Source organism: Cohnella sp. AR92, from assembly GCF_003990975.1.
Taxonomy (GTDB): domain Bacteria; phylum Bacillota; class Bacilli; order Paenibacillales; family Paenibacillaceae; genus Cohnella.
This window is the reverse complement of the sequence record NZ_RZJR01000006.1, coordinates 334,467-359,889: the sequence shown is the minus strand read 5'-3', so window position 1 is coordinate 359,889 and position 25,423 is coordinate 334,467. Positions and strand designations below refer to the sequence as shown.

The following is a 25,423-nucleotide window of genomic DNA, read 5'->3' as shown; positions in this document are numbered from 1 at the left end:
TGCCGCGAAGAGGATGCTACGCACCGTCCTCCGGCTTCTGATGTAGGCTATTATCGGAAAATTGCTGAAGTTTATCAAGGGCTAATTGCGTACAGGCTCATTCTATTCTTCGTCCTTCCGGCGTGTTATCCTAATCGAAGGACTTCATCGATGACATACTAAACCTATTCGGATGGCTTCATGGCGGGAAGGGGATGACTTAAGATGAAGCTTATCTTTCTGGGCACGGGGGCGGGACGCCCGACTCTCGAACGCAATGTCACTTCCATCGCGCTTCATTTTCCCGAACGGCATAACCGTTTCTGGCTGTTCGATGCGGGGGAAGGCACGCAGCATCGGCTGCTTGGCATAAAGCAGCTAAAGCTGAGCAAGCTGGACCGAATCTTCATCACCCATCTTCACGGGGACCACCTATACGGATTGCCGGGCATTCTGACGAGCCGCTCCTTCATCGAAGGGGCCGGGAAGCTGACGGTTCATGGGCCGAAGGGATTAAGAGCTTATCTGGAGACGATCATGGAGATCAGCCAGGTGCATCTGGACTATGAACTGGAGATCCTTGAATTGGACGGAGGGCAAGTCGCGTTCGAGGACGAGAGCTTCCGCGTCGAAGCCGAAGAGCTGGATCATCGGATTCAATGCTTCGGGTATCGGATCTTGGAGTCGCCGAAGAGCGGCGCGCTTGATCTGGAGAAGCTGGCTCATCTGGGGATCCCTCCGGGTCCCGCATACGGCAAGCTGAAGCGCGGCGAGTCTATCGTGCTGGAGGACGGTTCGGCAATCAAGCCCGAAGAGGTGCTGCTCTCGCCTCAGCCGGGCTTGACGGTCGCCATTCTAGGAGATACGGCGCCGTGCGCGAATGCGGTCGAGCTGGCGCGGGATGCGGATCTACTCGTCCATGAATCGACCTTCGCGGCGGGCATGGAAGAGAAGGCGGAGGCGTACGGGCATTCGACTATCGCGCAAGCCGCCCAAGCAGCCCATGCCGCGAGAGCCGGTTGTCTCGTCGTCACACATTTCAGCGCCCGGTTCGGGGAGGAGGACGTCGAGCGGATGGTGGACGATGCCCGCGGTATTTTCGCCAATCTGCACGCCGCATACGACGGGAGAGAATTCGAGATCTCGGCTGCCTCAACGAAGGTGGAATAAGGCTCGACGCCTATCCTTATGCAACATCTAACAAGATCGCTTCCCGACTGCCGGGAGGCGATCTTTTATTTTCCATCACGATTTTTAAGAAAAATTAAGATTTGTATCGTAGAATATTTAAATTAGGACTTGTACTCTAATCATTATGGATTGTAAATAGGATTTTAGAATGATTGTTCATGGAGGATATGCAGGATGAAAGCTTCGTTTAAACTCACGCTTACTATTTTTATTGTTTTCCTCGCGGCAGTGGGGATCTTCGGCATAATTCATACTCGCGCGGACAATGAAAAGAACGATGCCGAGCCCGCGGCTTCCCACGCGGCCAAGCAGTCTGCGGAGACCCCGGTAGAAGCGGAGGATCAGATCATCAGCCAGGGAGCCGTCAAATACTTCCTGTCCGGCAATACGGCGGTCACCTTGTTCGCTTACGACCCGAACGCGGCCGATCAATACGCCGAGGCATTGAACAAGTTCAAGAAAAGCATCGATCCGACCATTCGCGTTTATTCGCTTCTGGCTCCGACGGCTGCGGAATTCGAGACGAGCGAGTTGGCCAAGCAGAATTCGGATTCGGAGAAGGAAGCGTTCGCCCGCATTAACGAGAAGCTGGATTCGGAGATCAACCAGGTTGACGCTTATAACGCCATTGCGACGCACCTCGACGAATACGTGTTCTTCCGAACCGATCATCATTGGACGGCTCTAGGCGCGTACTACGCCTATTCCCGGTTTATGGAGACGATCGGGGAGAAACCGGCGAGCCTCAGCCAATACAAAGAAGGAACGATCGACGGCTTCCTCGGCACCGAATACAAAACGCTCAAGAGCGAGGCGCTGAGGACGAAGCCCGATACGATCGCGTATTACGTTCCCCAAACGAACTATACGTACACCGCCTACTCGACGAAAAACCAACCGATGAAGCGGGACGTCGTGAACGCGAAGTATGCGAACGACAGCATCGGGCTTTATTCCGTGTTCTTGGGAGGCGACTATCCTTGGGGAGAGATCTCGACCGACAACAAGAACGGACGCAGGCTGGTCGTCGTGAAGGATTCCTTCGCGAACCCGTTCATTCCTTATCTGCTGCCTCATTACGAGTCGATCTATTTCGTCGATCCTCGCACCTACAAGGGGAATCTGACGGACTTCGTGAAGGAGCGTCAGGCAACCGAAGTGCTGTTCCTGAACAACGCGACGGTCGCTCGCAACGCCGGGATCGCCCAAGCGATCGATGGGTTGCTTAATTAATGCCATTAAATATCCGACTAAGGATAAATGAAGGATAGAAGTTTTGCGCAAGCGCAGACTAGTAAGGCATCCGATCTCCATGCCAAGCGGTTTAAGCGCATCCGGAACAGGGTGCTTTTAAGCCGCTTTTTTGTCCATAGGAGTTAACGAAAGAGACACAAGTTTTTGACAGAATCATGTTAGGTGTCATTTGAAGAGGAATCGAAGCTCATTTTGTGATAGCATGGGAGGAGAGAGAAAGCGGAAGGAGTGTCGTGCATGCGTGCGCAAGCCGATCGTCTCGGATACGGCATATCCGTAAGGTCATTCACCAACATCGTATTCGAGACCATTAAAATAGGAATCATCAAGTCGAACCTCATCTCGATGTTCGCGGGTCTCTGCATGGCGCTGTACATCTCGGACGTTTCGTTCTTCGATAAGATCGGGGAGATCATCCTGGCTTTGATCGGGACAACCTTCGTCATCGGCGCGGCGGGAGCGATCAACAACGTCTACGATCGGGACATCGACATCATCATGGAACGAACGAGAAAAAGACCGACGGTTACCGGCCAGGTCAGCGCGAGGAACGCTCTGATCATCGGCGGCGCGCTGGCGCTGGCGGGCGTACTGCTGCTGTATTGGGCTTCCCCGATGGCGGCCCTGTTCGGTTTCCTCGGCTTGTTCCTGTACGTTGTCCCTTACACCATGTGGACGAAGCGTCGGACCGTCTACAACACCGAAGTCGGCAGCTTGTCGGGGGCAACGCCGCCGCTTATCGGTTGGGCGGCCATTACGAGCGATCTGAGCCATCCGGCGCTGCTCGCGATCTTCTTGCTCATGCTCGTCTGGCAGATGCCGCACTTCTATGCCATCGCCATTCGCCGCATGGAAGAGTACAAAGCCGCGAACATTCCGATGCTGCCGGTCGTCTATGGAATTCGACGCACTTACTACATGCAGAACTTCTATCTGGTTCTGCTGCTGGCGACCAGCGCGCTGTTCTGGAGCTTCAGCCCGGCCATCGCCATCCTCAACGCGGTGCTCAGCATCGCCTGGCTCGTTCTCAGCATCGTCGGTTATCGCCGCATGGCCGAGAACGGGTGGTCGAAGACGATGTTCATCTTCTCCTTGTACCACATGACGTTCGTCATGCTGATCATTATCGGCTATTCGCTGATTAAACCCTTGTTCTAACCCGAGGACCATCCCGTTAAGTCATCCCCATGACGACGGGATGGTTTTTTATTCGCGCGGTCCATTGGGTAAACTGAAATGATATGATAAGATTACGGTTCCAGAACAATTCAATCCAGATAAAGGCGGTACCCGACCGAATGAATAAAGTAAAGGCGAAACGATATCGCTTCAGCGAAGCCCCGATCTGGGAGCTTCTTCGGCAATACTACGAGGAACTTGGACTGCAGGCATGGAGAAACGACCAAGTCCCTCAATACATAACGAGCAATCCGATGATCGGAACGGCGTACGCGGAGATGATCTTCGGCGTGCTTCAAGATTTGGCGGCACGGAAGCAGCTAGATGAGCCGGTGCAGATCGTCGAGCTTGGGGCGGGGGCCGGGCGGCTGGCGAAGCACATCCTGCATTCGCTGAACGAGCTCGTCCAATACGCGGGGATCCCGCTGCCGCCTTACCGTTACCTCATGACGGACTTGGTCGCGGATAACGTAGCCGGTTGGCGGCGGCATTCCGCCCTCCAGGAATATGTCAGCGAAGGCGTGCTGGATTTCGCCCGCTTCGACGCCGTATACGACGAAGAGCTGCGGCCGGTCGTTTCGGGCGAGTCGATAAGAGAGGGACAATTCTCGCAGCCGCTGATCGTCGTCGCCAATTATTTCTTCGACAGCCTCCCCCAGGAACTGATCTATGTCGGGGACGGCGATATTTATGAATGCGACGTGGAGATCGAGATTGAAGAGGGAAGCAGCCGGAAGAAAGCCCAGGATGCCATTGCGGCAGTGGAGCTGTCCTACAACCATCGCCGGGCGCCGGAATATGAGTCTCCGGATTACCGCTATCGGGACATTCTGACCTTCTATCGGGAAGAGATGGAGGATTCCCATATCCTGTTCCCGGAAGCGAGCCTTCGTTGCTTGGAACGGCTGCAAGCCCTGTCCCAGGAAGGCTTCATCCTTCTCACGGCGGACAAAGGGGACCATCTGGCGGACAACTGGCGTTTCCTCGAGCCTCCGAAGCTGGTCGTGCACGGCAGCTTCTCCTTGACGGCCAATTATCATGCGATCAACCATGTGTTCGAGAGCAGGGGCGGCCAGGCCCTCTTCACGGAGCATCATTACAAGAACCTTAACGTGGGTTGCTTGCTGGCGGTGCAAGACCCCGCGAGCTTCGCGAATACGAGGCTCGCCTATCGCAGGTCCGTCGAGAACTTCGGTCCGGACGATTTCTTTAGCCTCAAGCTATGGGCCGACAAGCAGATCGAAGACATGCATCTGCAGCAGCTGCTCGCGTTCTGGAGGCTCGGCCGGTACGATGCCGAATGGTTCGCCCAGAGCGGACGAAGAATCTCGACGCTCATGCCGGAGGCAACCGACGAAGAGAAGCTGGATCTGCAGCTCGGCATTCGCCGCATGTGGTCGTCGTATTATGTCCTGGAGCAGAAATACGACCTGGCGCTGGATATCGGCATGCTGCTCTTCGAGATGGATCAGTTCGAGGAATCCCGGCGATACCTGGAAGACTCGGTTGCGGCAGCAGCGGAACTGCCGGACCCGATGGTGTATTACTGTCTGGCGATCTGCTGCTTGGAGCAGGAGGATAACGACCGGGCGACGGAATATTTGAAGCAAGCCTTAGAGCAGGAACCCGACCACGAGGAAGCCCGGGAGCTGTTGAACGCTCTGGCGGGAGAGGGAGACTGAGAATGCCGGCGAACGTCCAGAAGGTACCCTTCGGATACGAACCTCCTGAGGAACGGACGCGTGGAACGCTTATTTTCTACGATTCGTTCGAACGGATAACGGATGAGCAATTGGACCGGGCGGCGAATACGGCGGAGCTCCGTTCCTTCTCGCGATTGGTTCTTTATTTGCTCCACGAGGAGACTTGGAAGAGGATGTCCAAGGAGCCGGTCCTGGCGTTCCATAAACGGGAGAAAAAGCTGATCGAATGGCTGGAGGAACGGGGAGAGGAGCGGATCGACGTCGACAGGTGGGAGGGCAAGAGAAAGAAGTACACTCCGATCGACTATGCCCTTCGCCATCTGACGGAGACGCTCCCCGCTCCGTACTTTCTTTACTTGACGCCGGAGATGGCGAATGCTATCGCGTCGTTCTCCTCGTTCGAGGAATGGATCGTCAAGCTGAGGCTGATCCTGGCGGAGATGCCGGAGAAGCCTCATCCCCAATTGCTTAAGTATAGGGAGCGTTGGGATCTTGCGGAAGACAAGGAGTAGCTTGTTTTCAAGCGGCGCTTCAGGCTCTCCGAGGGCGGCGTTACTTAGGAAATCGAAGTAACAGCTGCGTATACAGGGCTCCGAGGGCGGCGCTACTTAGAAAATCGAAGTAAACGCGAGATGCCAAAACCGCTCAATCGAAAAAAGGATCGTTCCCAAGCGCGTCGGCGCGCAGGGACGATCCTTTTATTTCGCGTCCAGAGGACGCCGCATTTGTTTTTCTTATGTCTCCAGGAGAATCCGGCCGGTAAGCGACAGATCATAGCCGGCGATGGAGCGCAGCTCGCTTAAGAACGATTCCGAACGAAGAATCGCCAGGACGGACTCGATCCACGGCAGGTTGTCCGGACGCTTGAGCAGAACAAGATCGTAGCGTTCCTTCGCCAACGGGACAAAATCGACCCCGCCGACGATCGCCGCCGCCTTCTCGATGCCGACTCCGGCATCGGCTTCGCCCGATGCCACTTTGCCCGCGACTCCCAGGTGATTGTTCTCCTCCCGGTCATATCCCGCCAGTCCGGAGCTCGGAATGCCGTTCAGCCGCAGCTGCTCGTCCAGCAGAACTCGCGCCCCCGAGCCTCGCTCGCGATTCACGATGCGCAGCCCCGGCTGCTTAAGATCGTCCCAGCCGTACAGCTTCTTCGGATTGCCCTTCCGCACATAGAAGCCCGCTTGTCGGCTGAGCAGGTTCACTACCAGGTAGGAGGAGCCGATCAGCAGCTTGCGGATGTAGGGGAGGTTGTATTCTCCGGTATCTCCGTCCAGCAGATGGGTGCTGACGATATCCGATTCTCCGCGGTACATGGCGATCAGGCTGTCCAGGCTGCCGACGTAGGCTCGAAGAGGCCGCACGCCCGGAATGTTTTTCTCCATGTGCTTCGCCAAGATATCGAGGCTGACGTCCTGCCCGGTGATGACGATCGGACGCCGGCTGCCGGAAGCGGGGGAAGAGGCGGCGGGGAACGACGGAACGGAATGGACGGGCTTGCCGGATTCCTCATGGGCGGCGACGGCCTCCTTGGATCGTCTTTTATAAGCTTCCAGATCCGTAGAATCCACCCTCATCTGCTTGCCGACCCGGTAAGCGGGGAGCTCGCCCTTCTTGATCAAGTCGTATACCGTCAGCTTGGATATTCTCAGGAGCTTCGCAATCTCCTCGGTCGTGTAGGACATTTCTTCGGTCATTCGCCATTCTCCCTTGGACATTCTCACATGGAGGGTTCGATTGATTGTATTGTAGCACAATCGAAGCGAAGCAGGGTTGTCAAACCAGTAGACGCTAAGTATGATGATGTTTAGATATAAATAAATATAATTAGATATAATTTGGAGAGGTGTTGTAGAGATGCGACCGATCTGGAAAATGGGACTGTTCCTGCTGTTGACCGTCTTGATGATCTCGATGGCGGCATGCGGCAACGACCATTCGAAGGAAGATGCAGCGGCTCCGGCAGAGAAAGCAGAGTTGACGATCTCCGCCGCGGCCAGCCTGACCGACGCTCTAAACGACATTCAGAAAGCATACTCGACCGTGGCGCCAAATGTGACCCTTCGCTTTAACTTCGGCGCTTCCGGAGCTCTTCAGCAGCAGATCGAGCAGGGAGCTCCAGCCGACCTGTTCCTCTCTGCCGCAACGAAGAACATGAAGGCTTTGGTCGATAAGGAGCTTATCCAAGCCGATCAAACGACGACGCTCCTGAACAACGAACTGGTCGCCGTTGTTCCGAAGGATAGCGATACACGGATTGCAAACGTAACGGATCTCTCCTCGGACGCGGTAAAATTCGTCGCAATCGGCATCCCGGACAGTGTTCCAGCCGGCCAATATGCGCAAGAATCCCTTACCCAAGCGGGCCTTTGGGCTTCTCTGCGGAGCAAGATGGTGCAAGGGAAGGACGTCAAGCAAGTGCTTCAATACGTAGAGACCGGCAACGCGGATGTCGGCTTCGTCTACAAGACGGACGCGCTCGTCTCTGGCAAGGTCAAGATCGCCTTCTCGGTCGACCCGGCAACGTATAAGGAGATCGAATACCCGATCGGCATCGTTGCGGCAACGAGCCATCCGGATGCCGCCAAAGCTTTCTACGACTATCTGCAGACCGATGACGCCATGAAGATTTTTACCGAATACGGCTTCTCGGCGCCTAAGGCATAACGATGAATGGAGCGAATTACTGGGAGCCGATCAAACTGTCGCTTCAAGTGTCTCTACTGGCCGGCGTTATAGTCATGATTGCGGGAATGATCGCCGCCAGATGGATGAGCCGCGCAGCGTTCAAGGGGAAAGTGCTAGTCGAGACGGCCTTCATGCTGCCGCTGGTGCTTCCTCCGACGGTCGTGGGGTTCATCCTGCTGGTTGCGCTTGGCCGCCGAAGCTGGGCGGGACAGCTGATCGAATGGGCATTCCGCGCTCCGATCATCTTCACCTGGTGGGCGGCGGTAATCGCGGCGGTCGTCGTCGCATTCCCGCTCGTCTACCAGTCGCTCAGAGCGGGCTTCGATTCGGTCGACCGCAGCCTGGAGGAAGCCGGCAGATCGATCGGAGCGAACGAGTGGCAGGTGTTCCGGTATATCACGCTGCCGCTCAGCTACCGTTCGCTGGTGACCGCGTTTATTCTCGGTTTCGCGAGAGGGTTGGGGGAGTTCGGCGCCACGCTGATGATCGCCGGGAATATCCCGGGGCGGACCCAGACGCTTCCGACCGCGATCTATGTCGCCGTCGACGCGGGGCATACGAAGCTGGCATGGGCTTGGACCGGAACGATTCTCATCATCTCGTTCCTGATGCTGCTGGCGACGGGAAGGGGCCGGAAGGCTTCGGCATCCGAGTCGTTCAACCGCTGAGAGAACGCCGGACGCAAAAATATCAGGAATGCGACAAGAACAAGCAATGACAAATTCATAGGAACGCGATAAGATAGAGACTAATCGAATAGGAGTTCAGGTTCCTTGCCGTCTTACGCAAGGATTAAAAGGGAAGCCGGGTGAGAATCCCGCGCGGTCCCGCCGCTGTAAGAGAGAAGCTCTTGCTAATGCGCCACTGGGCAACCGGGAAGGCAGCAAGCGCATCGACTCTCGAGCCAGAAGACCTGCCTGAATGACAACACCATCAACTCTACGAGCGATAGGGGGTGTTTGATTCATGGCTGGTAAACTTGACGACCGCGGCATGGATTAAACCTCTTAACCTACTGGGTTAAGAGGTTTTTTTGGTTTGTACGCGACGGAGGCATGATGCAGAACATGGATGGACCTGCAGTTGAGTTTAGCTAGTCGAAAGGTTGAGAGGCATGAAGATAAAGAAAACTTTATACGGGTTACTGGCTTTTGTCCTTTTCATTACGTTATTCGCCGCGAACGTTGGAGTCGCGCCTAGCCGAGCCTTCGCAGCGGAGGACGGGCTTCAAGCGTCGATCGGCCGTTCAGAAGATGCAAGCAGTCTTGAAGAACCTAGCAATGTTGAAGATCCGAACGCCTCGAAAGAACCGAGCAGCCTTGAAGAACCGAACCAATCGGAAGATCCGGGCAGTCTGAATGCGCTGAGCGATTCGGAGGAGCTGGCCAGCCCGGACGCGGTCAGCGAGCAGTTGGAGAAGAACCTGGCGAAGATTCTGGCCGACGTTCCGAACCCGACATTCAGCACTTCCGGCGGCGAATGGAGCGTACTCTCGCTTGCGAGAGCCGGCTATTCGGTGCCTGCCAACTATTATGAGATCTATCGCAAGAATGTCGTTAACAGCGTTAAGAATCTAATGAACGCCAACGGCGGCGTTCTGGACAAGAACAGGAGCACCGAGCATTCCAGATTGATCATCGGATTCGCCTCGGCGGGATTGGATCCGCGCTATGTAGCGGGGTACGACATCACGCAGGCCTTATCCGATTACGATTATATCGTCAAGCAAGGAATTAACGGTCCAATCTTCGCTTTAATCGCTATGGATACCCTTCAATTCGAGTTCCCGCAGGCCGCCGAAGGGAAGACCCAGGCATCGCGAGAGAAGCTCCTAGCCTATCTTCTGAGCAAGGAAATCAAGGCCGGAACCGCGCAAGCGGGGGGATGGGCGCTCGGCACCTCGGCTGCGGACGTCGATCTGACCGCCATGACACTCCAGGCTCTGGCTCCGTACTATGACTCGAACGAGAACGTCAGAGCGGCCGTCGACCGCGCGGTGACCTGGCTGTCGAATGCCCAGAATTCGACGGGAGGCTTCGCGAGCTACGGAACGGTCAGCAGCGAGAGTATCGCTCAGGTCATTACGGCCTTATCCGAATTGGGAATCGATTCGGCAACGGATCCGAGATTCGTCAAGAACGGAATCTCCGCGATCGACGCTTTGCTAAGCTTCGCCGTGCCGACAGGCGGGTTCAAGCACGTTCTGACGGGCGCCGCGAACGGAATGGCGACCGATCAAGGAACCTACGCGCTCGTCGCCTACGAACGGATGAAGCAGGGACAGACCCGCTTATACGAGATGACGGATACGGGCATCAATGCAGGCGGCCCCGTACAAATCAACCTCCCCGATGAGGATCCGGCAAGCATTGAGATTCCGGCCGATCATCGCAGCTATCGAATTCTGGTCTCCGCAGCTGACTCTTCCCGCACGATCAAGGTCGCAATCCCGGACGACTCGGATTCCGCCGTTAGCTTTAAGCTTCCGTTCGGAAGCAAGCTGCCGGGAATCGAAGCCGTAAAGGGCAGCGTTTCGGTCCTCCTTCCGCGGAATTCGGAGGTAACGCGCGGAGACAGTTCGGAGCTTGAGTGGCTGACGAAGCTTGATCCGGCCAGCGACGCCCTAAAGAGCACGATCGGCAAAATCGTGGAGAAAGGCCGATCTCTCGATTCGATCTCCCAAGCCTTCTCGATGGGAGGAACGGACCGGGTCGAGTTCGACTCCTATGTCACCCTTACGTTCTCGGGCATGAAGGGCAAGTCCGCCGCTTATATCGAGAGCGGATCCGCGCATCCGATCGCGCGATTCGCATCCGACTCGGAAGGAATCGAAAGCGGCTTGGACGAATATGCATACGATAGCGGCCCCGACCTGATCGTCAAGACCAATCACTTTACCGACTACGTCGCTTACTCGACGGCCGCCGTCAACTCGGGCGGAGGGACCGGCGGCGGACAAGCTTCGACGGGCAAGATCACCCTCTCCATCGACAAGAATACGATCGGCAAGGGGTATGTCCTTGATCCGGCAAGCGTCGAGCTGTACGGGGGCGACACCGTATGGAGCGTCCTTCAGCGCGAGCTTGACGCGAGGAACATCGAGTACAGCTACGCATGGACGGACAAGTACGACAGCGTCTACTTGCAATCCATAGCGGGAGACGGCGAATTCGATCACGGCTCCGGCAGCGGCTGGATGTACAGCGTCAACGGCAAATATCCGAATTACGGCGCGAGCAATTACACGCTTAAGAACGGCGATAGGGTTCAATGGCGCTACACGACGAATCTAGGCGAGGACCTCGGCCAAGATCCGGGCAAGCGGCCGATGGACGGCGGAAGCGAAGGAGCCGAAGAAGGCGACGTCGTGGTCAAGCTCCCGACGGAGCAGCAGCAGGACTTCGTACTGGACGTCCTGTATCCGGATAAGTCTTCCGGTAAGATTTATTACGACATTCCGGCAACGTCGCCATTCAAGTTCTTTATTAACCTTAAGGCGGTTAAAGCCGCCATTCCCAACCTGATCGTTACCAGAGGCGATTATAAGCTTGCAATTGATTACGGAACGCAGCTCAAGGCTGGCGGAGAGACGCTCGAGATGTTCGCGGACGCCGCGAACGCCGACAAGCTCGCCGGGCTGGTCAAGGAAAGCCTGAGCGAAGGCCGGGAGCTTAAAGGCATCGTTCATTCGTTCTCGATGGGAAGCGATAACGACTCCTTCGTCTTTGACAGGCCCGTTACGTTGACGATCGCAGGGGCGAAGGACCAGCTGGCCGGCTTCGTCGAGAACGGGAAGTTCACTCCGATCACGATCTACAAGTCCGACGAGCAAGGAGCTTACGCCACGGCCGGACAAGAGAAGTTCGCCTACGCCTATGCGGACGGCAACGATCTGATCGTGAAGACGAATCATTTTACGACGTATCTGACTTACGGCATTGCGGCACCGGCAACCGAAGACTTTGATCTGAAGAAGCAGTATTCGGATGCGGCAAGCGTCTCTAGCTGGGCATTCGACTCGATGAGCAAGGCTGCGAGCCAAGGCTTCGTGCAAGGCAGCGGCGGCAAGCTGAGTCCCCAGGCTTCGATTACCAAAGCCGAATTCGCGAAGCTTCTGGTAAGCGTCCTCGGAATAGCCGCATCCGAGACGAAGACGAACGGCTTCACGGACGTCACAGAAGACAAGTGGTTCTACGCTTACGTGAATACCGCGCAACAGGCCGGCTTCGTCAGCGGTTATGGCGACAAGTTCAACCCGAACGACCGGATTACCCGGGAGCAGATGGCTTCGATCCTGTCTAGGGCACTCGATCTTGAATCGGCGACCGCAGCCGAATCGCTGAAGGATATGGACCAAGTATCGGCTTGGGCGAAGTCAGACGTGCAGAAGATTCTCTCGCTTCAGATCATGAAGGGGCAGGGCGATCGATTCGCTCCGAAGGATTCGGTAACGCGCGAGATGGCGATCGTGGTCGCCATGAGAGCATATGACTACCGGAACGAGCACAAGGCGGACGAAGGGTCGACGGCCGAAGATCTGCGCAACAAAGTACAAAAGCTCATTCCGATGACCGCCGCGTACATGCAGAAGACGATCGCCGATCCGATCGTCGGCAGCATCGGAGGAGAGTGGACGGTATTCGGTCTGTCCCGTTCGGGGGTTCAAGTTCCGGAGTCTTATTACGATAAATATATCGAGAACTTGAACAAGACGTTAAAAGACAAGCTTGGCAACCTGCATTCGGTGAAGTACACGGAATACGACCGGGTAATTCTGGCCCTGTCGGCCTTAGGCAAGAGCGTCACGGATGCGGCAGGGTACAACCTGCTCGATAAGCTCGCGGATTACGAGACGTTGATCAAGCAGGGCATCAACGGCCCGATCTTCGCGCTGATCGCTCTCGACAGCCGGAATTACGAGATACCGGCCGTGACCGGCGTCAAGACGCAGACAACGCGGGAGTTGCTGATCGACTTCATCCTGAAGCGCGAAGTGGCCGGCGGCGGATGGGCCCTCGGCGCCAACGCGAAGGAATCCGATCCGGACATCACGTCGATGGCGCTCCAAGCGCTCGCACCGTACTACGATACGAATGAGAAGGTGCATGCGGCGGTCGACCGCGGCGTCGCTTGGCTGTCCAAGGCCCAACTGGCGGACGGAAGCTTCGCGATCTCGCAGACCGTGAACTCGGAGAGCATCGCTCAGGTAATCGTGGCCCTGACAAGTCTCGGCATCGATCCGGCCGCGGATGCCCGGTTCGTGAAGAACGGGCATTCGGCTCTCGAGGCGCTGTTAAGCTTCGCGGCCCCTGAGGGCGGATTCTATCACGTCAAAACCGGCGGCGTCGCCAATGGCGGAGCGAGTCCGGGGAACACCGACGCCATGGCGACCGATCAAGCGATGTATGCGCTTGTCGCATACGAACGTTTCGCAGAAGGGCTCCCTAGGCTCTATGACCTGACAGACGTCAAATAAGGAAATGATTTGAGCTAAGCAAGGGCGTACGGCGCCCTTGCTTAGTCGCATGGAGCGTGCATAAACCAATGAGAATGACACCTAAAAAATGGCTGGTCGCGGCAGGGATCCTGTGCGTGCTGGCGCTTGCTTTCGTCTGGGGCGGAGATCGTCCTTCCGGCCGATCCGAGCCGGCGGCGCCGCCGGCCGCAACCGAATCTTCCGATCTTGGAGCAGAAGCTTCGCCTTCAGCGGGGCAGGACGCAAGTTCGGATCCGTCTTCGGAAGCGCCGGATTCATCCGCCGAACCGGCTCCTCAAGAGTCGGCATCGGCCCCGGAGGCCGCGAACTCGACGATCGCGCCGAAGGAAAGTCCGGGCCAATCATCCGCTCTGCCATCGTCAGGGGAGCCATCGCCATCGGTCTCGGCACCTGCGAGCGCTTCTCCCTCGAAGGAGACCGCTTCTAAGCCAAGCGCCGGCGCGACTCCAAGCAAGGGGAACAAGACCGCCGCTGGCAAACCGGCTTCGCCGTCGCCTTCGGCATCGGCGGGAGGGAAGGACAAATACCTGACCGAACCTGTCCCAGAAGGCAAGCCGAAGCCGGTAGAGTGGCAGGACGCGGACGTCGACAAGAAGAAAGTGCTGACGGCCACTCTCTCCGTCACGTGCAAGACGATCCTCGATAACCTCGACTACTTCAATGAGGATAAGCTCGAGGTGCTACCGGATGACGGCGTTATTTTCGCGTCGCAGAAGGTGAGCTTCTACGAGGGAGAATCCGTGTTCGACGTTCTGCAGCGGGAGATGAAGAAGCACAAGATTCACATGGAGTTCTCCATGACCCCGATCTACAACAGCAATTATATCGAAGGGATCAACAACATTTACGAATTCGACTGCGGCGAGCTAAGCGGGTGGATGTACAAGGTGAACGGATGGTTCCCGAACTACGGCAGCAGCCGCTATCCATTGAAGGACGGAGACGTCATCGAATGGGTGTATACGTGCGACCTCGGCCGTGACGTCGGCGGAGACAAGGCAGCGGGGGCGCAGAAGTGAAGCGGGACGCGTTCTCCGGTTACCATCCCGTCGTCAACATGCTCTTCTTCGTCTCGGTCATCGCGTTCGGCATGTTCTTCATGCATCCTGTCCTGCAAGCTATCGCCTTGGTCAGCGCCGTCGTTTATTCCCAGATGCTTAAAGGCAAGCGTGCGCTTAAGTTCAATCTGATCTACATGCTGCCGCTCCTCTTGATAACGGCCGTGATCAATCCCGCGTTCAACCATGCGGGAGTGACGATTCTTTTCTACTTGAAGAGCGGCAATCCGGTCACGCTGGAATCGATCCTGTACGGAGTCGCTACGGCTGTCATGTTCGTGACGGTTATTATTTGGTTCTCTTGCTACAACGCCGTGATGACGTCGGACAAATTCATTTACCTTTTCGGACGAGCGATTCCCGCTTTATCGCTTATCTTCTCGATGGTTCTCCGATTCGTGCCGCGGTACAAAAGCCAGATCCGGAGAATCTCCCATGCGCAGCGCAGCATCGGCAGGGACGTCACGCAAGGCTCGCCGTACCGCAGGGCCAAGCATGGCCTTCGGATCGTCTCCATCATGACGACCTGGGCGCTGGAGAACGCGATCGAGACGGCCGATTCCATGAGATCGAGAGGGTACGGGCTGCCGAAGCGGACAAGCTTCTCGCTCTACCGCTTCGATAACCGGGACCGGCTGGCTCTCGGCATCCTGGCCGGCCTCCTTCTGGTCATTCTGGCGGGGGCGGCGCTTGGCGAGAACACGATCCGCTATTTTCCATCCATCCGGTTGGATCCTTACTCATCGTTCAGCGCGATCGTCTATGTCGCTTACTTCGCGTTATGCCTCATGCCGGTCGGCATTCAAATCTTGGAGGACATCAAATGGAGATCTATCGCATCCAGAATGTAAGCTTCACGTTCCCCGAACAGGAGCGCAGCGCCCTATCCGATATCGACATCGGAATCCGAAGCGGAGAGTTCGTCACGATCTGCGGCAAATCCGGCTGCGGCAAGAGCACGCTGCTCCGCCACCTCAAGCCGGCGCTGACGCCTCACGGCCGGCGAGAAGGAGAGATTCTCTATCGCGGCCGTCCGGTCGCGGAATGGGACGCCAGAACGCAGGCTTCGGAGATCGGCTACGTGCTGCAAAGCCCGGATAACCAGATCGTCACGGACAAGGTATGGCACGAGCTGGCGTTCGGCCTCGAGAGCCTCGGCTTCGATACGCCGACGATCCGGCTGCGGGTCGCCGAGATGGCGAGCTACTTCGGCATTCAGACCTGGTTCCACCGGGATGTCGCCGAACTGTCCGGAGGCCAGAAGCAGCTTCTGAATCTGGCGTCCATTATGGCGATGCATCCGTCCGTGCTCGTGCTGGACGAGCCGACTTCTCAGCTGGACCCGATCGCGGCCGCGGAATTTCTCGGGACGCTGAGCAAGATCAACCGCGAGCTCGGAACGACGATCGTTCTGACGGAGCATCGCCTCGAAGAAGTGCTTCCCGTGTCCGATCGCCTGATCGTGCTTGACCATGGCGTCGTGGTGGCGGATGCGGCGCCGAGAGAAGCGGGCGAGAAGCTGCGGCAGCTCGGGCATCCGATGTTCCGCTCGATGCCGACGCCGATGCGGATTCATGCCGAAGCGGAGACGAACGCCGTATCGGAGCCTCCGATCACCGTGAAGGAAGGTCGCCAATGGCTGGACGCGGTTCTGGGTTCGGCAGAGGCGGCGCAATACCCGCTCCGGACGGCGGAGGCATTGACCGAAGTCCCGGTGAAGGAGCAGCGGCCGATCGCCATCGAGCTGAAGGACGTCTGGTTCAAGTTCGACAAGCACGCGCCGGATACGATCAAAGATTTATCCTTGAAGGTGAGAGAGGGCCAATTCTATGGGATTGTCGGCGGGAACGGGACCGGCAAGACGACGACGTTGTCCTTGATCAGCGGCGTGCTGAAGCCTTATCGCGGCAAAGTCCGAGTCGGAGGCGACGACCCGGCTTCGACGAGCCCGGGCAAGCTGTTCCGGGGACGCCTCGGCGTCCTGCCCCAGAACCCGCAATCTCTGTTCGTGAAGAAGACGGTCGAGCTTGATCTATACGAGATGCTGTCCGGCTTGAAGCTGTCGGCCGAGGAGAAAGCGGAGCGGATCGAGCGGGTTGTTCGGTTCGCGGAGATGGAGCCTCATCTTCAGAAGCATCCATACGATCTGAGCGGCGGGGAGCAGCAGAGGGCGGCGCTGGCCAAGGTGCTGCTGCTGGAACCGGCGATCCTGCTGCTGGACGAGCCGACGAAAGGGCTGGACAACTTCTTCAAGGAGAAGCTGGGCCAGCTCCTGAAGAGGCTGAACGAGGAAGGCAAGACGGTGGTCATGGTCTCGCACGACATCGAGTTCTGCGCCAAGTACGCTGAGGAATGCGCCATGTTCTTCGACGGCACCGTCATCTCGACCAAGGAGACGTCATCGTTCTTCGCGGGGAATTCGTTCTACACGACCTCCGCCAATCGCATGGCGCGCCATCTCGATCCGATGGCGGTTACGGAGGAGGATGTGATTCGCTTATGCCAGATCAACCGAAACAACCGATAAGGACGCATAAGCTCTCGAGCCGCACTTGGCTTGCCGCTCTGCTGATCCTGATCGTCATCCCGGCAACGATCCTTTTCGGAATCTTTGTCCTAGACGATCGGAAGTATTACTTCATCAGCCTGCTGATCATTCTGTATACGCTCGTTCCGTTCGCGCTTGTCTTCGAGAAGCGCAAGCCGCAAGCGAGAGAGCTGGTCGTCATCGCGGTGCTCGCCGCCATCGCGGTCGCCGGCAGGGCGGCGTTCTTCATGTTTCCGCAGTTCAAGCCGGTCGTCGCGATCGTGATCATCGCGGGCGTCAGCTTCGGGGCGGAGGCCGGATTTCTCGTCGGGGCGACGACCGGCTTCGTCTCGAACTTCTTCTTCGGCCAAGGGCCTTGGACGCCGTGGCAGATGTTCTGCTTCGGCATCATCGGCTTCATCGCCGGACTGCTCTATCGCAAAGGCTGGCTGAGAAGATCCCGTTTCTCTCTCTGTTTGTTCGGAGGATTAACGACATTAATTATCTATGGCGGCATTATCAATATCGGCTCGGTGATGATGTTTACGCCCAAGCTCAATTGGGAGACGCTGATGGCCGCTTACGGGACAGGCTTCTGGTTCGATCTGGTGCATGCGATCGCGACGGTGATCTTCCTGTTCGCGCTCTCGCGTCCCATGATCGAGAAGCTGGATCGGATCAAGACCAAGTATGGACTCGTCGAACGCTAAGTTCGTTTGCATAGTCGCTGCGTAACACGCAGTCATACATTCATTTTGGTAGAAAAGAGAGGATGTTATCGATGAGAGGCAAGAAATCGTTGAGCACGTTGTTGTCATTGGGAATTGCGGCGCTGGGAATTACCGCGAACATGGGGGCCTACGCGGCTGCCGCCGATACGGGAACCGCGCCTGTCGGCAAGGTCACTCTATCGGTCGAGAAGTTCACGCTCGGCCAAGGCTATTACCTGGAACCGATCCAGGTACCGTTCTACCAGGGAGAGAACGGAGCGAACCTGTTGCTTCGAGCTATAGGGGAAGGCAATCTGCGCTATCAAGGGACGGCGGCCAGCGGCTTCTACATGACCGCGGTCAAGGATTCGACGGTCGAAGCGACCATTCCGGCATACATTCAAACCCGTATGGAAGAGAAGCCGACGGCCAGAGAGGCGGGCGATGAATGGCTTGGCGAGCTGGATTATTCGAAAATGGCGGGCTGGTTGTCGGTCGTCAACAATGTTCCGCCGGAGGTCGGCCCATCGGATTACCATCCGCAGGACGGCGATGTCATTCGCTATCAATTCTCCGTCTACGGGTACGGCAGCGACATCACCACCAGCCAGTGGGCGGAGGGTTATGTTCCATTCGCCGATAAGGACGATCTGACGGCGCTTGTCGCTTCGATCAACAGCTCGTCCTCGAAGGAAGAGAAGCTGAAGAAGCCGGACGTGAAGTCCGCTTACGAGAATGCCTATTCGGTCTTGGAGAATCTGGAGAGCACGCAAGCAAGCGTGGATGCCGCTTATAACCGCTTGGCGCCGCTGGTCGATTGGAAGAAAGCCTTCGCGGATGCCGGTTCGGTCTCCGGCTGGGCGTTGTCCGCCGTCGAGACGGCCGTCGACAAGGGATACCTTCAAGGAAGCGAAGGAAAGCTCAACCCTCAAGCGACGATCACGCGCGCGGAGTTCGCGAAGCTGCTCGTGAACGTGCTGGGTCTTCCTTTGTCTGCCTCGACGAGCAGCAGCTTCAAGGATGTCCCGAAGGACAAGTGGTACTTCTCTTACGTGAATACCGCGAGCGAAGCCGGGTTCATCAGCGGCTACAACGGAGAGTTCCATCCGAACGACACGATCACGCGCGAGCAGATGGCTTCCATCCTGGTCAAAGCGCTTGGCCTTAAGGGAGCGTCGGCAGGCTTGACATTTAAAGACAGCCAAGACGTCTCCGCTTGGGCAAAGTCGGACGTGGAGAAGGCGGTTGCGGCGAAGCTTCTGCAAGGCCAAGGCAATCTCTTCAACCCGCAAGGCGAAGTAACCCGGGAGATGGCGACGGTCGTGGCGCTCCGGGCGTACCAATCCTATCCTTCCAGCCATCCTGCGGCTTAAGCGCGCTATATCGATAATCGTCTTTGCCAGCCCCTCGGCTTGTCCGAGGGGCTTTTCTTGTTTGCCTTGCGCGGTACGATCTTGTACGATTATAGAATGGTCATGCGACAGAGAGAGGATGAGATCGTAGATGGAATCGAACGAACAAGTGAAGCTTACATCATACTCCACCAAAGGAGGCTGCGGCTGCAAAATAGGGCCGGCGGATCTGCAGCAGGTGATACGGAACCTTCCTCCGTCGGAGCCGAATCCGAACCTGCTGGTCGGACTCGATACGAGCGACGATGCGGGCGTCTATCGGCTTAGCGACGAGCTGGCGCTCGTCCAGACGGTCGACTTCTTCACCCCGATCGTGGATGACCCGTACGACTTCGGCCAGATCGCCGCAGCCAACGCCATCAGCGATATTTATGCGATGGGCGGCAAGCCTTTAACGGTGTTAAATATCGTCGCTTTCCCGATCTCCACGCTGGACAAGCAGGTGCTGACGGATATCCTTCGAGGAGCGGGCGATAAGGTTCGCGAGGCGGGGGCGACCCTGGTCGGAGGACACTCCATCGACGACAAGGAACCGAAGTTCGGGCTTGCGGTGACAGGCCTCGTGGATCCCAAGCGGGTTCGTACGAATGCGGGAGCGAAAGCCGGAGACAAGCTGATCCTGACGAAACCGATCGGCGTCGGCATTCTGACGACCTCGATCAAGAAGGACCAATTGAGCAAAGAAGAGATCAAGCGGATGACGCAGGTGATGGCGACGCTGAACAAGAGGGCCGCGGAGATCATGGAGCCTTACCCGGTCAACGCCTGCACGGACGTCACCGGCTTCGGCCTTATCGGGCATGCGTTGGAGATGGCGAAGGGAAGCGGGAACGGGCTCGTGATCCGGAACGACGACGTTCGGAAGCTGCCTCGCATTCGCGAATTGGCGGAGAACGGCTTCGTGCCCGGCGGAACGAAGAACAACTTCAACCATGTCAAGGACGATGTCGACTTCCCGGAAGAGATGGACCAGATCGATCGCTGGATCCTGTGCGACGCGGTCACTTCCGGCGGCCTGCTGATCTCCGTGGAAGCGGAAGCTTCGGAGCGTCTGCTCGCCGAGCTGGTCGAGGCCGGCGTGGAAGCCAGCCTTATCGGCGAGATTACATCCGATCACCCGGGCCGAATTACGGTCGAGTGATCGGAAGAAGGGATTCGTCTATGTTCCAAGACATTAGCATTGAGCATTGGTTCGAGCTTCGGCAAGCAGGCGAGATGACGACGATCGACGTCCGCTCGCCGGGGGAATTCGAGGAAGCCTCGATCCCGGGCAGCGTGAACGTTCCTTTCTTCAACAACGAGGAGAGAACGGAGGTCGGGACTTTGTACAAGCAAGTCGGCGTGCAGGCGGCCAAGGATCGAGGCCTGGAGATCATCTCCGCGAAGCTGCCGGCTTTCATTCGAGAGATCGGCTCCATCCCGGGGAAGAAGTCCGTCTTCTGCTGGAGAGGCGGCATGCGCAGCCGAACGACGGCAACTTTGCTTTCCTTGATGGATATTCATGTGAATCGTTTGACGGGAGGATACCGGGCTTATCGGAATTGGCTTCTGGAACAGCTGACAACGATGGATATCGCAGCTTCCGCCGTCATTCTGAACGGATTGACCGGCACGGGCAAGACGAAGATCCTGCATCGGTTGGAGGAACGCGGGATCGCCGTACTGGACCTGGAGGGAATGGCGGGTCATCGCGGCTCTATCTTCGGCAATATCGGCTTGAAGGCGAATAATCAGAAAATGTTCGATTCGTTGCTTTTCGATCAATTGCAGCGGGCCAAGCAAGCGCCCTTCTTGGTGTTCGAAGCCGAAGCGAAGCGCATCGGCAAGATCGTCCAGCCGGAGCTCATGGTTCGCAAGCGCGAGGAAGCGAAGGAGATCTGGATCGAGCTCCCGCTCGAAGCCCGCATCCAGAATCTCTTGAACGATTATGAGCCTTGGAACCATCAAGAGGAATGCCTGATAGCGTTCCGCAAGATCAAGTCCACGATTCATACGCCCGTCGCGGCCGAGATCGACCTCTGTCTGAGAGAAGAGAAGTACGAGCGGGCCGTGATGCTGTTGTTATTGTTTTATTACGATCCCAAGTACGAACATAGCTCCAGCCAGCGGACGCCGGGATCGGAGACCGTCATTCATGCGCGGTCGACCGAAGAAGCGGCGCTGGAAGTAGAGAAGCTGCTGAAGAATGATTTCGCGAGAGCGAATTAATCGAGAGAAGCTGTCCCGAGCAGGTTTAGGGACGGCTTTTTTTATGTATGCTGAAACGTATAGAGGACAAGTTCCGTATAAAAAGGTAAGCTGCGCAACCCAAAATCCTACAGCGCCGCTATTAACCAGGAGGTTATACATTCAGCAATGGCAGAAGCGTCGTCAGTCCCCGATCCCTCGAATTCATTCTTCTACCTGCTCCGCAAGGGCAACATGTCGTCGGCATCCGCCGCGCTCGGCAACACGCTGCTTGCCATCGTGAAGGGCATCGCCGCAAGCATGACCGGCAGCGGCGCCATGTTCGCATCGACGATGCATTCCATCGCGGATGCCGTGAACCAAGCGTTCGTATTCACGGGCAGCGTGCTCGCGGAGAAGAAGCCTACCCGCAGGTTCCCGACCGGCTTCGGCCGCGTCATCAACATCTTCTGCATGGTCGCCGTCATCGTGGTAACGATCATGGCCTACGAGACCATTCATGAAGGCTTCCATCTTCTGAAGCACCCGGCCGAGTCGCACGGCTTCTTGCTTAACTTGATCGTTCTGCTTCTCGCTCTTGCCACGGACGGCTTCGTTCTGATCAAGGCGATGAAGGAGATCCGCCACGAGGCCGGAATCGAAGCGAAGGGATTAGCCCTGCTGCCCGCCGCATTCCGGAACGTAGGCCGCGCGGCTCCGCCGACCCGACTGGTGTTCTATGAAGATTTGGTCGCGACCCTTGGAGCCTTGTTCGCCCTGGTCGCCGTCGTGGTGACGTCCTTGACGTCGTTCCATCAGATCGACGGCATCTCCTCGATCCTCATCGGGCTTCTGATGGTGATCGTCGCGTTCCGCGTCGGCTATGACAATATGGTAGGCCTGATCGGCGTCGCCGCTCCCCGGGACGTCGAGAAGAAGGTCGCGGAGCTGATCTTCGCCGAATCTAACGTGGTCGATATCAACAAGATGCGAATCATGCAGGAAGGGCGCTACTACCACGTTGAGGGTATGATTGAATTGAGAAAAGGATTGTCGCTGGCCGACGCTGACGATATCAAGTTCAGCGTTCGCGACCGCTTGCTCCAAGATCCGTCGATCTCGGACGTCAACCTGGGCATTATCGAAGACAACGGGGTGACGGACTGGGTAGATGAAGAGGAAGAGGAGCAATCGGTGAAAGAAACCGTTAAATAACGATTCAAGCAAAAACGCCTTCGGCGTCTTCTGGACGTTGATGCAGCTTTGCGGAGGTTATTCAGAAATGGATAAAAGTGAAACTTGTAAATTCTGAATAACGAACGGAAGAAGGAACCTGCGCGTCAGACGCCAGGTTCCTTCCCGTTTATCGTATATTGTTCGATAGCCCCTGGCACTTCCGACAGGTCCGTCAGCGTTAAGAACGCGCCTTGAGGCGCCGCTTCGATTGGGACCATGTTGAACGTCCATTCCCTATCCCGCTTCATGTAAATCGCGTTCAACCCGCATTCGAGAGCGGGAACGACATCCGTTCGGATCGAATTGCCGATCATCCAGGTACGGCCTTGTTCGAAGGAGCGTTCCGCGAGAATCCCCTTGAGAGCCTCGGTATTCTTGTGCATGCGAACATAGATTCGGTCCTCGAAGAACCGATCCAATTCCAGCCGCTCGATCTTCCGGCGTTGAATGGCCGGGTCGCCTCCCGTATACAGATGAAGCTCGTGTCCGTTGTCCCGCAAGAACCCAAGAGTCTCTTCCATATGCGGATAAGGTTCGACTTCGTGTTCGTATACGCTGATGCCGATATCCCATAGGAGCTTCTGTTCCTTGGCGTTCGGCTCCCGTCCATAGAGGCTGCTGTAATGCAGGTACGTATCGACGAACGACTGCGGGAAGTGCTCGCTCTGGAAGCCGAGTACCTTAACCCCGGCAATGTCGATCTCCGTATGCTTATCGAGGATTCCGGCCCGGGAGGGGCCGTATGACGAGAACCAATCCATCATCGTGTCGGCGAACTGCTCGAGCGTTAAATTGAAGTACTTGTTGCAGTAGATCAACGTGTCGTCAAGATCGAACAACAGGGTTTGCTTCATCTTCATGCTCCTTCATCCAAGCCATTGCAAACATAATATATCCATTATGGCGAGGAGGCAAAGGTTTGTAAATGCGATGAACGTGGCAAAATGAAAGAAAGCCCCGAAAAGGGGCGAAGGGTCGACGCAGAGCGATCCATCCGGTCAGGAGGTGAGTGGAAGCCGATGCCAAGAAACAGCAGCTCCAAAATCGACGACCAACAGAACCATTCGTCTATTCGGGAGAAGTCGAGATCCATCCGTCTGGATAAGATGTCCCGTTATCCGGCAAGCATGAACAAGATCAACAAGAACCTGCCGTAATCGGAAATGCGTTGTTACGCGTATTTGGCTCGCTTGGCGTTCAAATCTCGCCGAATGAAGGCGATTCTCTGCCGCACATAGAAGTCGTAGCTCCCCCCGCGAAGCTCGCGGGGGTTTATCGTGTGTCCGGTGTCGTTATCCACTATGATAAGTTTCCCGTCGGCGTAAAATTTGAACGTAAGGTCTTTAGACGGGAGGCTTCCTCTCGATGCCTCCAGATAACGGAAGTGCTCGCAGTTAACCATCCCTGATCCACCTCTCTGACAGATGATAGGAGAACAATTGTTCTTGTTCTCATTATAGCAAACGTTTGTTCGTATGGAAAGGTGTTCCGGAATACAATAAACTATATTTATTGCGAAATTTAACGAAATTCTATCCGTCATTCAGAAGGAGCACTTAATAGCGATGATTACGATAGCTGGCTTGACCCGCAAGCTGCCTCAAGGCAAAGTCGTGCTGAAGGATATACGAGGCCAACTGGAGCAAGGAACGTTCGTCGCCGTCGTCGGACCGAGCGGCAGCGGCAAGTCGACGCTGCTGCGCTGCCTGGCCATGAAGGAGACTTGGAACGGCGGAGAATACCTGTATGACGGGAAGAACCTGCTGAAGGCGAGCTTGTTCGCCAAGTGGAAGTCCCGCCGCAAGATTGCTTATCTGGAGCAGAAGCCCCTCCTCTACGAGAGGAAATCCGCGCTCAAGAACGTCCTGATCGGCGCGATCGGCCAGGTGCCTTGGTTCCGCCGGGTAACGGGCATGGTTCGCAACGATGACTATATGGGCGCGATGGAGACGCTCGAATCGGTCGGTTTGATCGATCGCGCGCATCAGCAAGCCGAGAAGCTGAGCGGCGGAGAGCGGCAGCGCGTCGCCATTGCGAGAGCGATCGCACACGGCGCCGAGATGCTGCTCGCGGACGAGCCGGTATCGGGACTCGACCCGCATTCCCAAGAGGACATTATGGAGATGCTGAAGAAGATCTGCAAAGAAAAGAAGACGACGGTCGTCGTCGCCATGCACCGGGTCGAGCTAGCCGAGAAGTTCGCGGACGAGATCTGGGGACTGAAGGATGGGCAGATCGAGCTGATCGTAAGAGGGCGCAGGCTGACCGGCGCCGAGAAGGTCAGGCTGTCTTGAGCATCGAGATCATCATCAAGCCGTTATCCGAAGACGAAGTGCGGCAGGCTTACGAACTGGAGACTCGCTGCTACCCGGCCGATCAAGCGGCTTCGCTGGAAGCGTTCCGTTACCGCCAATCCGCGTTCCCCGATTATTTTCTGTCGGCTTGGCAAGGAGAGGGGTTGATCGGGCTTGTCTGCGGAGTCCGAACCGACGCGGCGGATTGCACCGACATCGGCATCAAGCAGCGCCACGGCGGCCGCATCGACGGGAGCAAGCTGTGCATCCTGTCGGTTGCGGTTCATCCGGAATACCGGGCTAAGGGGCTGGGGAGACGGCTGCTTCAGAACATCGTCTCGGCTGCGAAGGGTAACGGACTGTCCGCCGTGATGCTGATGAGCCAGCGAGAGCTCGTTCCGTGGTACGAATCCGGCGGCTTCGAAGCGACCGGAATTGTCCATAGCGAGCATGGCGGAGTCGACTGGCACGACATGGTCAAGCGGTTAAATGGTTAACGAAGAGAGACCGGGGCAACCCGGTCTCCTTC

General features: G+C 56.8%; 22 protein-coding genes and 1 riboswitch. Of the genes, 19 read left to right on the top strand and 3 right to left on the bottom strand.

Annotation, left to right across the window (positions count from 1 at the left end):
* Nucleotides 1-204: 204 nt before the first annotated feature.
* The 5 genes from rnz to ELR57_RS12105 all read left to right on the top strand — a co-directional run bounded on the left by rnz (nt 205) and on the right by ELR57_RS12105 (nt 5,818).
* Nucleotides 205-1,149, top strand: a complete 945-nt coding sequence (rnz, locus tag ELR57_RS12125) for a ribonuclease Z (RefSeq protein ID WP_126959325.1) — start codon at nt 205-207, stop codon at nt 1,147-1,149.
* A gap of 195 nt (nt 1,150-1,344) precedes the next feature.
* The gene (locus tag ELR57_RS12120; RefSeq protein ID WP_126959324.1) at nt 1,345-2,403 is read left to right on the top strand and encodes a DHHW family protein; all 1,059 of its coding nucleotides are present in this window, start codon (nt 1,345-1,347) and stop codon (nt 2,401-2,403) included.
* A gap of 258 nt (nt 2,404-2,661) precedes the next feature.
* Nucleotides 2,662-3,582, top strand: coding sequence for a heme o synthase (gene cyoE / locus ELR57_RS12115; RefSeq protein ID WP_126959323.1), 921 nt, complete (start codon nt 2,662-2,664; stop codon nt 3,580-3,582).
* Between the two features lie 140 nt (nt 3,583-3,722).
* Complete coding sequence (locus tag ELR57_RS12110; RefSeq protein WP_126959322.1) at nt 3,723-5,285, top strand: tetratricopeptide repeat protein; 1,563 nt, start codon at nt 3,723-3,725, stop codon at nt 5,283-5,285.
* Between the two features lie 2 nt (nt 5,286-5,287).
* Nucleotides 5,288-5,818, top strand: a complete 531-nt coding sequence (locus tag ELR57_RS12105) for a hypothetical protein (RefSeq protein ID WP_126959321.1) — start codon at nt 5,288-5,290, stop codon at nt 5,816-5,818.
* A gap of 222 nt (nt 5,819-6,040) precedes the next feature.
* Here ELR57_RS12105 and ELR57_RS12100 read toward each other — a convergent pair whose 3' ends face one another.
* Nucleotides 6,041-7,003 carry a helix-turn-helix transcriptional regulator gene (locus tag ELR57_RS12100; RefSeq protein WP_126959320.1) on the bottom strand — a complete coding sequence of 321 codons (963 nt, stop codon included), beginning with the start codon at nt 7,001-7,003 and terminating at the stop codon, nt 6,041-6,043.
* 160 nt (nt 7,004-7,163) lie between these two features.
* Between ELR57_RS12100 and modA the strand changes: the two genes are divergently transcribed.
* The 11 genes from modA to ELR57_RS12050 all read left to right on the top strand — a co-directional run bounded on the left by modA (nt 7,164) and on the right by ELR57_RS12050 (nt 22,579).
* Complete coding sequence (gene modA, locus ELR57_RS12095; protein ID WP_126959319.1) at nt 7,164-7,973, top strand: molybdate ABC transporter substrate-binding protein; 810 nt, start codon at nt 7,164-7,166, stop codon at nt 7,971-7,973.
* 2 nt (nt 7,974-7,975) lie between these two features.
* The gene (gene modB / locus ELR57_RS12090) at nt 7,976-8,662 is read left to right on the top strand and encodes a molybdate ABC transporter permease subunit (protein ID WP_126959318.1); all 687 of its coding nucleotides are present in this window, start codon (nt 7,976-7,978) and stop codon (nt 8,660-8,662) included.
* Nucleotides 8,663-8,743: 81 nt separating this feature from the next.
* A riboswitch (cobalamin riboswitch) is annotated at nt 8,744-8,929 on the top strand.
* A 179-nt stretch (nt 8,930-9,108) separates the two neighbouring features.
* Nucleotides 9,109-13,470 (top strand): S-layer homology domain-containing protein, encoded by a 4,362-nt coding sequence (locus tag ELR57_RS12085; RefSeq protein ID WP_126959317.1) that lies wholly within the window; start codon nt 9,109-9,111, stop codon nt 13,468-13,470.
* Nucleotides 13,471-13,538: 68 nt separating this feature from the next.
* Nucleotides 13,539-14,510: a DUF4430 domain-containing protein gene (locus ELR57_RS12080; RefSeq protein WP_126959316.1), complete on the top strand. Its 972-nt coding sequence runs from the start codon at nt 13,539-13,541 to the stop codon at nt 14,508-14,510.
* Entirely contained in the window at nt 14,507-15,400 is an 894-nt protein-coding gene (locus ELR57_RS12075; RefSeq protein ID WP_238162494.1) for an energy-coupling factor transporter transmembrane component T, read from the top strand. Before ELR57_RS12080 ends, ELR57_RS12075 begins: the two co-directional genes overlap by 4 nt.
* Complete coding sequence (locus ELR57_RS12070; protein ID WP_192896566.1) at nt 15,373-17,076, top strand: ABC transporter ATP-binding protein; 1,704 nt, start codon at nt 15,373-15,375, stop codon at nt 17,074-17,076. Before ELR57_RS12075 ends, ELR57_RS12070 begins: the two co-directional genes overlap by 28 nt.
* Complete coding sequence (locus tag ELR57_RS28110) at nt 17,049-17,786, top strand: ECF transporter S component (RefSeq protein ID WP_192896565.1); 738 nt, start codon at nt 17,049-17,051, stop codon at nt 17,784-17,786. Before ELR57_RS12070 ends, ELR57_RS28110 begins: the two co-directional genes overlap by 28 nt.
* Nucleotides 17,787-17,857: 71 nt before the next feature.
* Complete coding sequence (locus ELR57_RS12065; RefSeq protein ID WP_158630009.1) at nt 17,858-19,159, top strand: S-layer homology domain-containing protein; 1,302 nt, start codon at nt 17,858-17,860, stop codon at nt 19,157-19,159.
* Nucleotides 19,160-19,289: 130 nt separating this feature from the next.
* The gene (gene selD / locus ELR57_RS12060; RefSeq protein ID WP_126959314.1) at nt 19,290-20,339 is read left to right on the top strand and encodes a selenide, water dikinase SelD; all 1,050 of its coding nucleotides are present in this window, start codon (nt 19,290-19,292) and stop codon (nt 20,337-20,339) included.
* A gap of 20 nt (nt 20,340-20,359) precedes the next feature.
* Nucleotides 20,360-21,406: a tRNA 2-selenouridine(34) synthase MnmH gene (mnmH, locus tag ELR57_RS12055; protein WP_126959313.1), complete on the top strand. Its 1,047-nt coding sequence runs from the start codon at nt 20,360-20,362 to the stop codon at nt 21,404-21,406.
* Between the two features lie 147 nt (nt 21,407-21,553).
* A complete protein-coding gene (locus ELR57_RS12050; RefSeq protein ID WP_126959312.1) occupies nt 21,554-22,579 on the top strand; it encodes a cation diffusion facilitator family transporter in 1,026 nt (341 codons plus the stop codon).
* Between the two features lie 125 nt (nt 22,580-22,704).
* Here ELR57_RS12050 and ELR57_RS12045 read toward each other — a convergent pair whose 3' ends face one another.
* Nucleotides 22,705-23,454 (bottom strand): HAD family hydrolase, encoded by a 750-nt coding sequence (locus tag ELR57_RS12045; protein WP_126959311.1) that lies wholly within the window; start codon nt 23,452-23,454, stop codon nt 22,705-22,707.
* A gap of 165 nt (nt 23,455-23,619) precedes the next feature.
* On the opposite strand from ELR57_RS12045, the gene ELR57_RS28105 reads away from it, so the two are divergent.
* Nucleotides 23,620-23,757 (top strand): hypothetical protein, encoded by a 138-nt coding sequence (locus ELR57_RS28105; RefSeq protein ID WP_192896564.1) that lies wholly within the window; start codon nt 23,620-23,622, stop codon nt 23,755-23,757.
* Between the two features lie 14 nt (nt 23,758-23,771).
* On the opposite strand, the gene ELR57_RS12040 is transcribed toward ELR57_RS28105, so the two are convergent.
* Nucleotides 23,772-24,002 (bottom strand): hypothetical protein, encoded by a 231-nt coding sequence (locus ELR57_RS12040; RefSeq protein ID WP_126959310.1) that lies wholly within the window; start codon nt 24,000-24,002, stop codon nt 23,772-23,774.
* Between the two features lie 163 nt (nt 24,003-24,165).
* Here ELR57_RS12040 and ELR57_RS12035 point away from each other — a divergent pair, with 163 nt between their 5' ends.
* Both ELR57_RS12035 and ELR57_RS12030 read left to right on the top strand, forming a co-directional pair.
* Nucleotides 24,166-24,894 carry a phosphonate ABC transporter ATP-binding protein gene (locus ELR57_RS12035; RefSeq protein ID WP_126959309.1) on the top strand — a complete coding sequence of 243 codons (729 nt, stop codon included), beginning with the start codon at nt 24,166-24,168 and terminating at the stop codon, nt 24,892-24,894.
* Nucleotides 24,891-25,391, top strand: coding sequence for a GNAT family N-acetyltransferase (locus ELR57_RS12030; RefSeq protein WP_158630008.1), 501 nt, complete (start codon nt 24,891-24,893; stop codon nt 25,389-25,391). Before ELR57_RS12035 ends, ELR57_RS12030 begins: the two co-directional genes overlap by 4 nt.
* Nucleotides 25,392-25,423: the final 32 nt, after the last annotated feature.

Excerpts from the sequence above, each read along its gene's own strand:
- rnz (WP_126959325.1), top strand. The coding sequence starts at position 205 with ATGAAGCTTATCTTTCTGGGCACGGGGGCGGGACGCCCGACTCTCGAA.
- ELR57_RS12120 (WP_126959324.1), top strand. The coding sequence starts at position 1,345 with ATGAAAGCTTCGTTTAAACTCACGCTTACTATTTTTATTGTTTTCCTC.
- cyoE (WP_126959323.1), top strand. The coding sequence starts at position 2,662 with ATGCGTGCGCAAGCCGATCGTCTCGGATACGGCATATCCGTAAGGTCA.
- ELR57_RS12110 (WP_126959322.1), top strand. The coding sequence starts at position 3,723 with ATGAATAAAGTAAAGGCGAAACGATATCGCTTCAGCGAAGCCCCGATC.
- ELR57_RS12105 (WP_126959321.1), top strand. The coding sequence starts at position 5,288 with ATGCCGGCGAACGTCCAGAAGGTACCCTTCGGATACGAACCTCCTGAG.
- ELR57_RS12100 (WP_126959320.1), bottom strand. The coding sequence starts at position 7,003 with ATGACCGAAGAAATGTCCTACACGACCGAGGAGATTGCGAAGCTCCTG.
- modA (WP_126959319.1), top strand. The coding sequence starts at position 7,164 with ATGCGACCGATCTGGAAAATGGGACTGTTCCTGCTGTTGACCGTCTTG.
- modB (WP_126959318.1), top strand. The coding sequence starts at position 7,976 with ATGAATGGAGCGAATTACTGGGAGCCGATCAAACTGTCGCTTCAAGTG.
- ELR57_RS12085 (WP_126959317.1), top strand. The coding sequence starts at position 9,109 with ATGAAGATAAAGAAAACTTTATACGGGTTACTGGCTTTTGTCCTTTTC.
- ELR57_RS12080 (WP_126959316.1), top strand. The coding sequence starts at position 13,539 with ATGAGAATGACACCTAAAAAATGGCTGGTCGCGGCAGGGATCCTGTGC.
- ELR57_RS12070 (WP_192896566.1), top strand. The coding sequence starts at position 15,373 with ATGGAGATCTATCGCATCCAGAATGTAAGCTTCACGTTCCCCGAACAG.
- ELR57_RS28110 (WP_192896565.1), top strand. The coding sequence starts at position 17,049 with ATGCCAGATCAACCGAAACAACCGATAAGGACGCATAAGCTCTCGAGC.
- ELR57_RS12065 (WP_158630009.1), top strand. The coding sequence starts at position 17,858 with ATGAGAGGCAAGAAATCGTTGAGCACGTTGTTGTCATTGGGAATTGCG.
- selD (WP_126959314.1), top strand. The coding sequence starts at position 19,290 with ATGGAATCGAACGAACAAGTGAAGCTTACATCATACTCCACCAAAGGA.
- mnmH (WP_126959313.1), top strand. The coding sequence starts at position 20,360 with ATGTTCCAAGACATTAGCATTGAGCATTGGTTCGAGCTTCGGCAAGCA.
- ELR57_RS12050 (WP_126959312.1), top strand. The coding sequence starts at position 21,554 with ATGGCAGAAGCGTCGTCAGTCCCCGATCCCTCGAATTCATTCTTCTAC.
- ELR57_RS12045 (WP_126959311.1), bottom strand. The coding sequence starts at position 23,454 with ATGAAGCAAACCCTGTTGTTCGATCTTGACGACACGTTGATCTACTGC.
- ELR57_RS28105 (WP_192896564.1), top strand. The coding sequence starts at position 23,620 with ATGCCAAGAAACAGCAGCTCCAAAATCGACGACCAACAGAACCATTCG.
- ELR57_RS12040 (WP_126959310.1), bottom strand. The coding sequence starts at position 24,002 with ATGGTTAACTGCGAGCACTTCCGTTATCTGGAGGCATCGAGAGGAAGC.
- ELR57_RS12035 (WP_126959309.1), top strand. The coding sequence starts at position 24,166 with ATGATTACGATAGCTGGCTTGACCCGCAAGCTGCCTCAAGGCAAAGTC.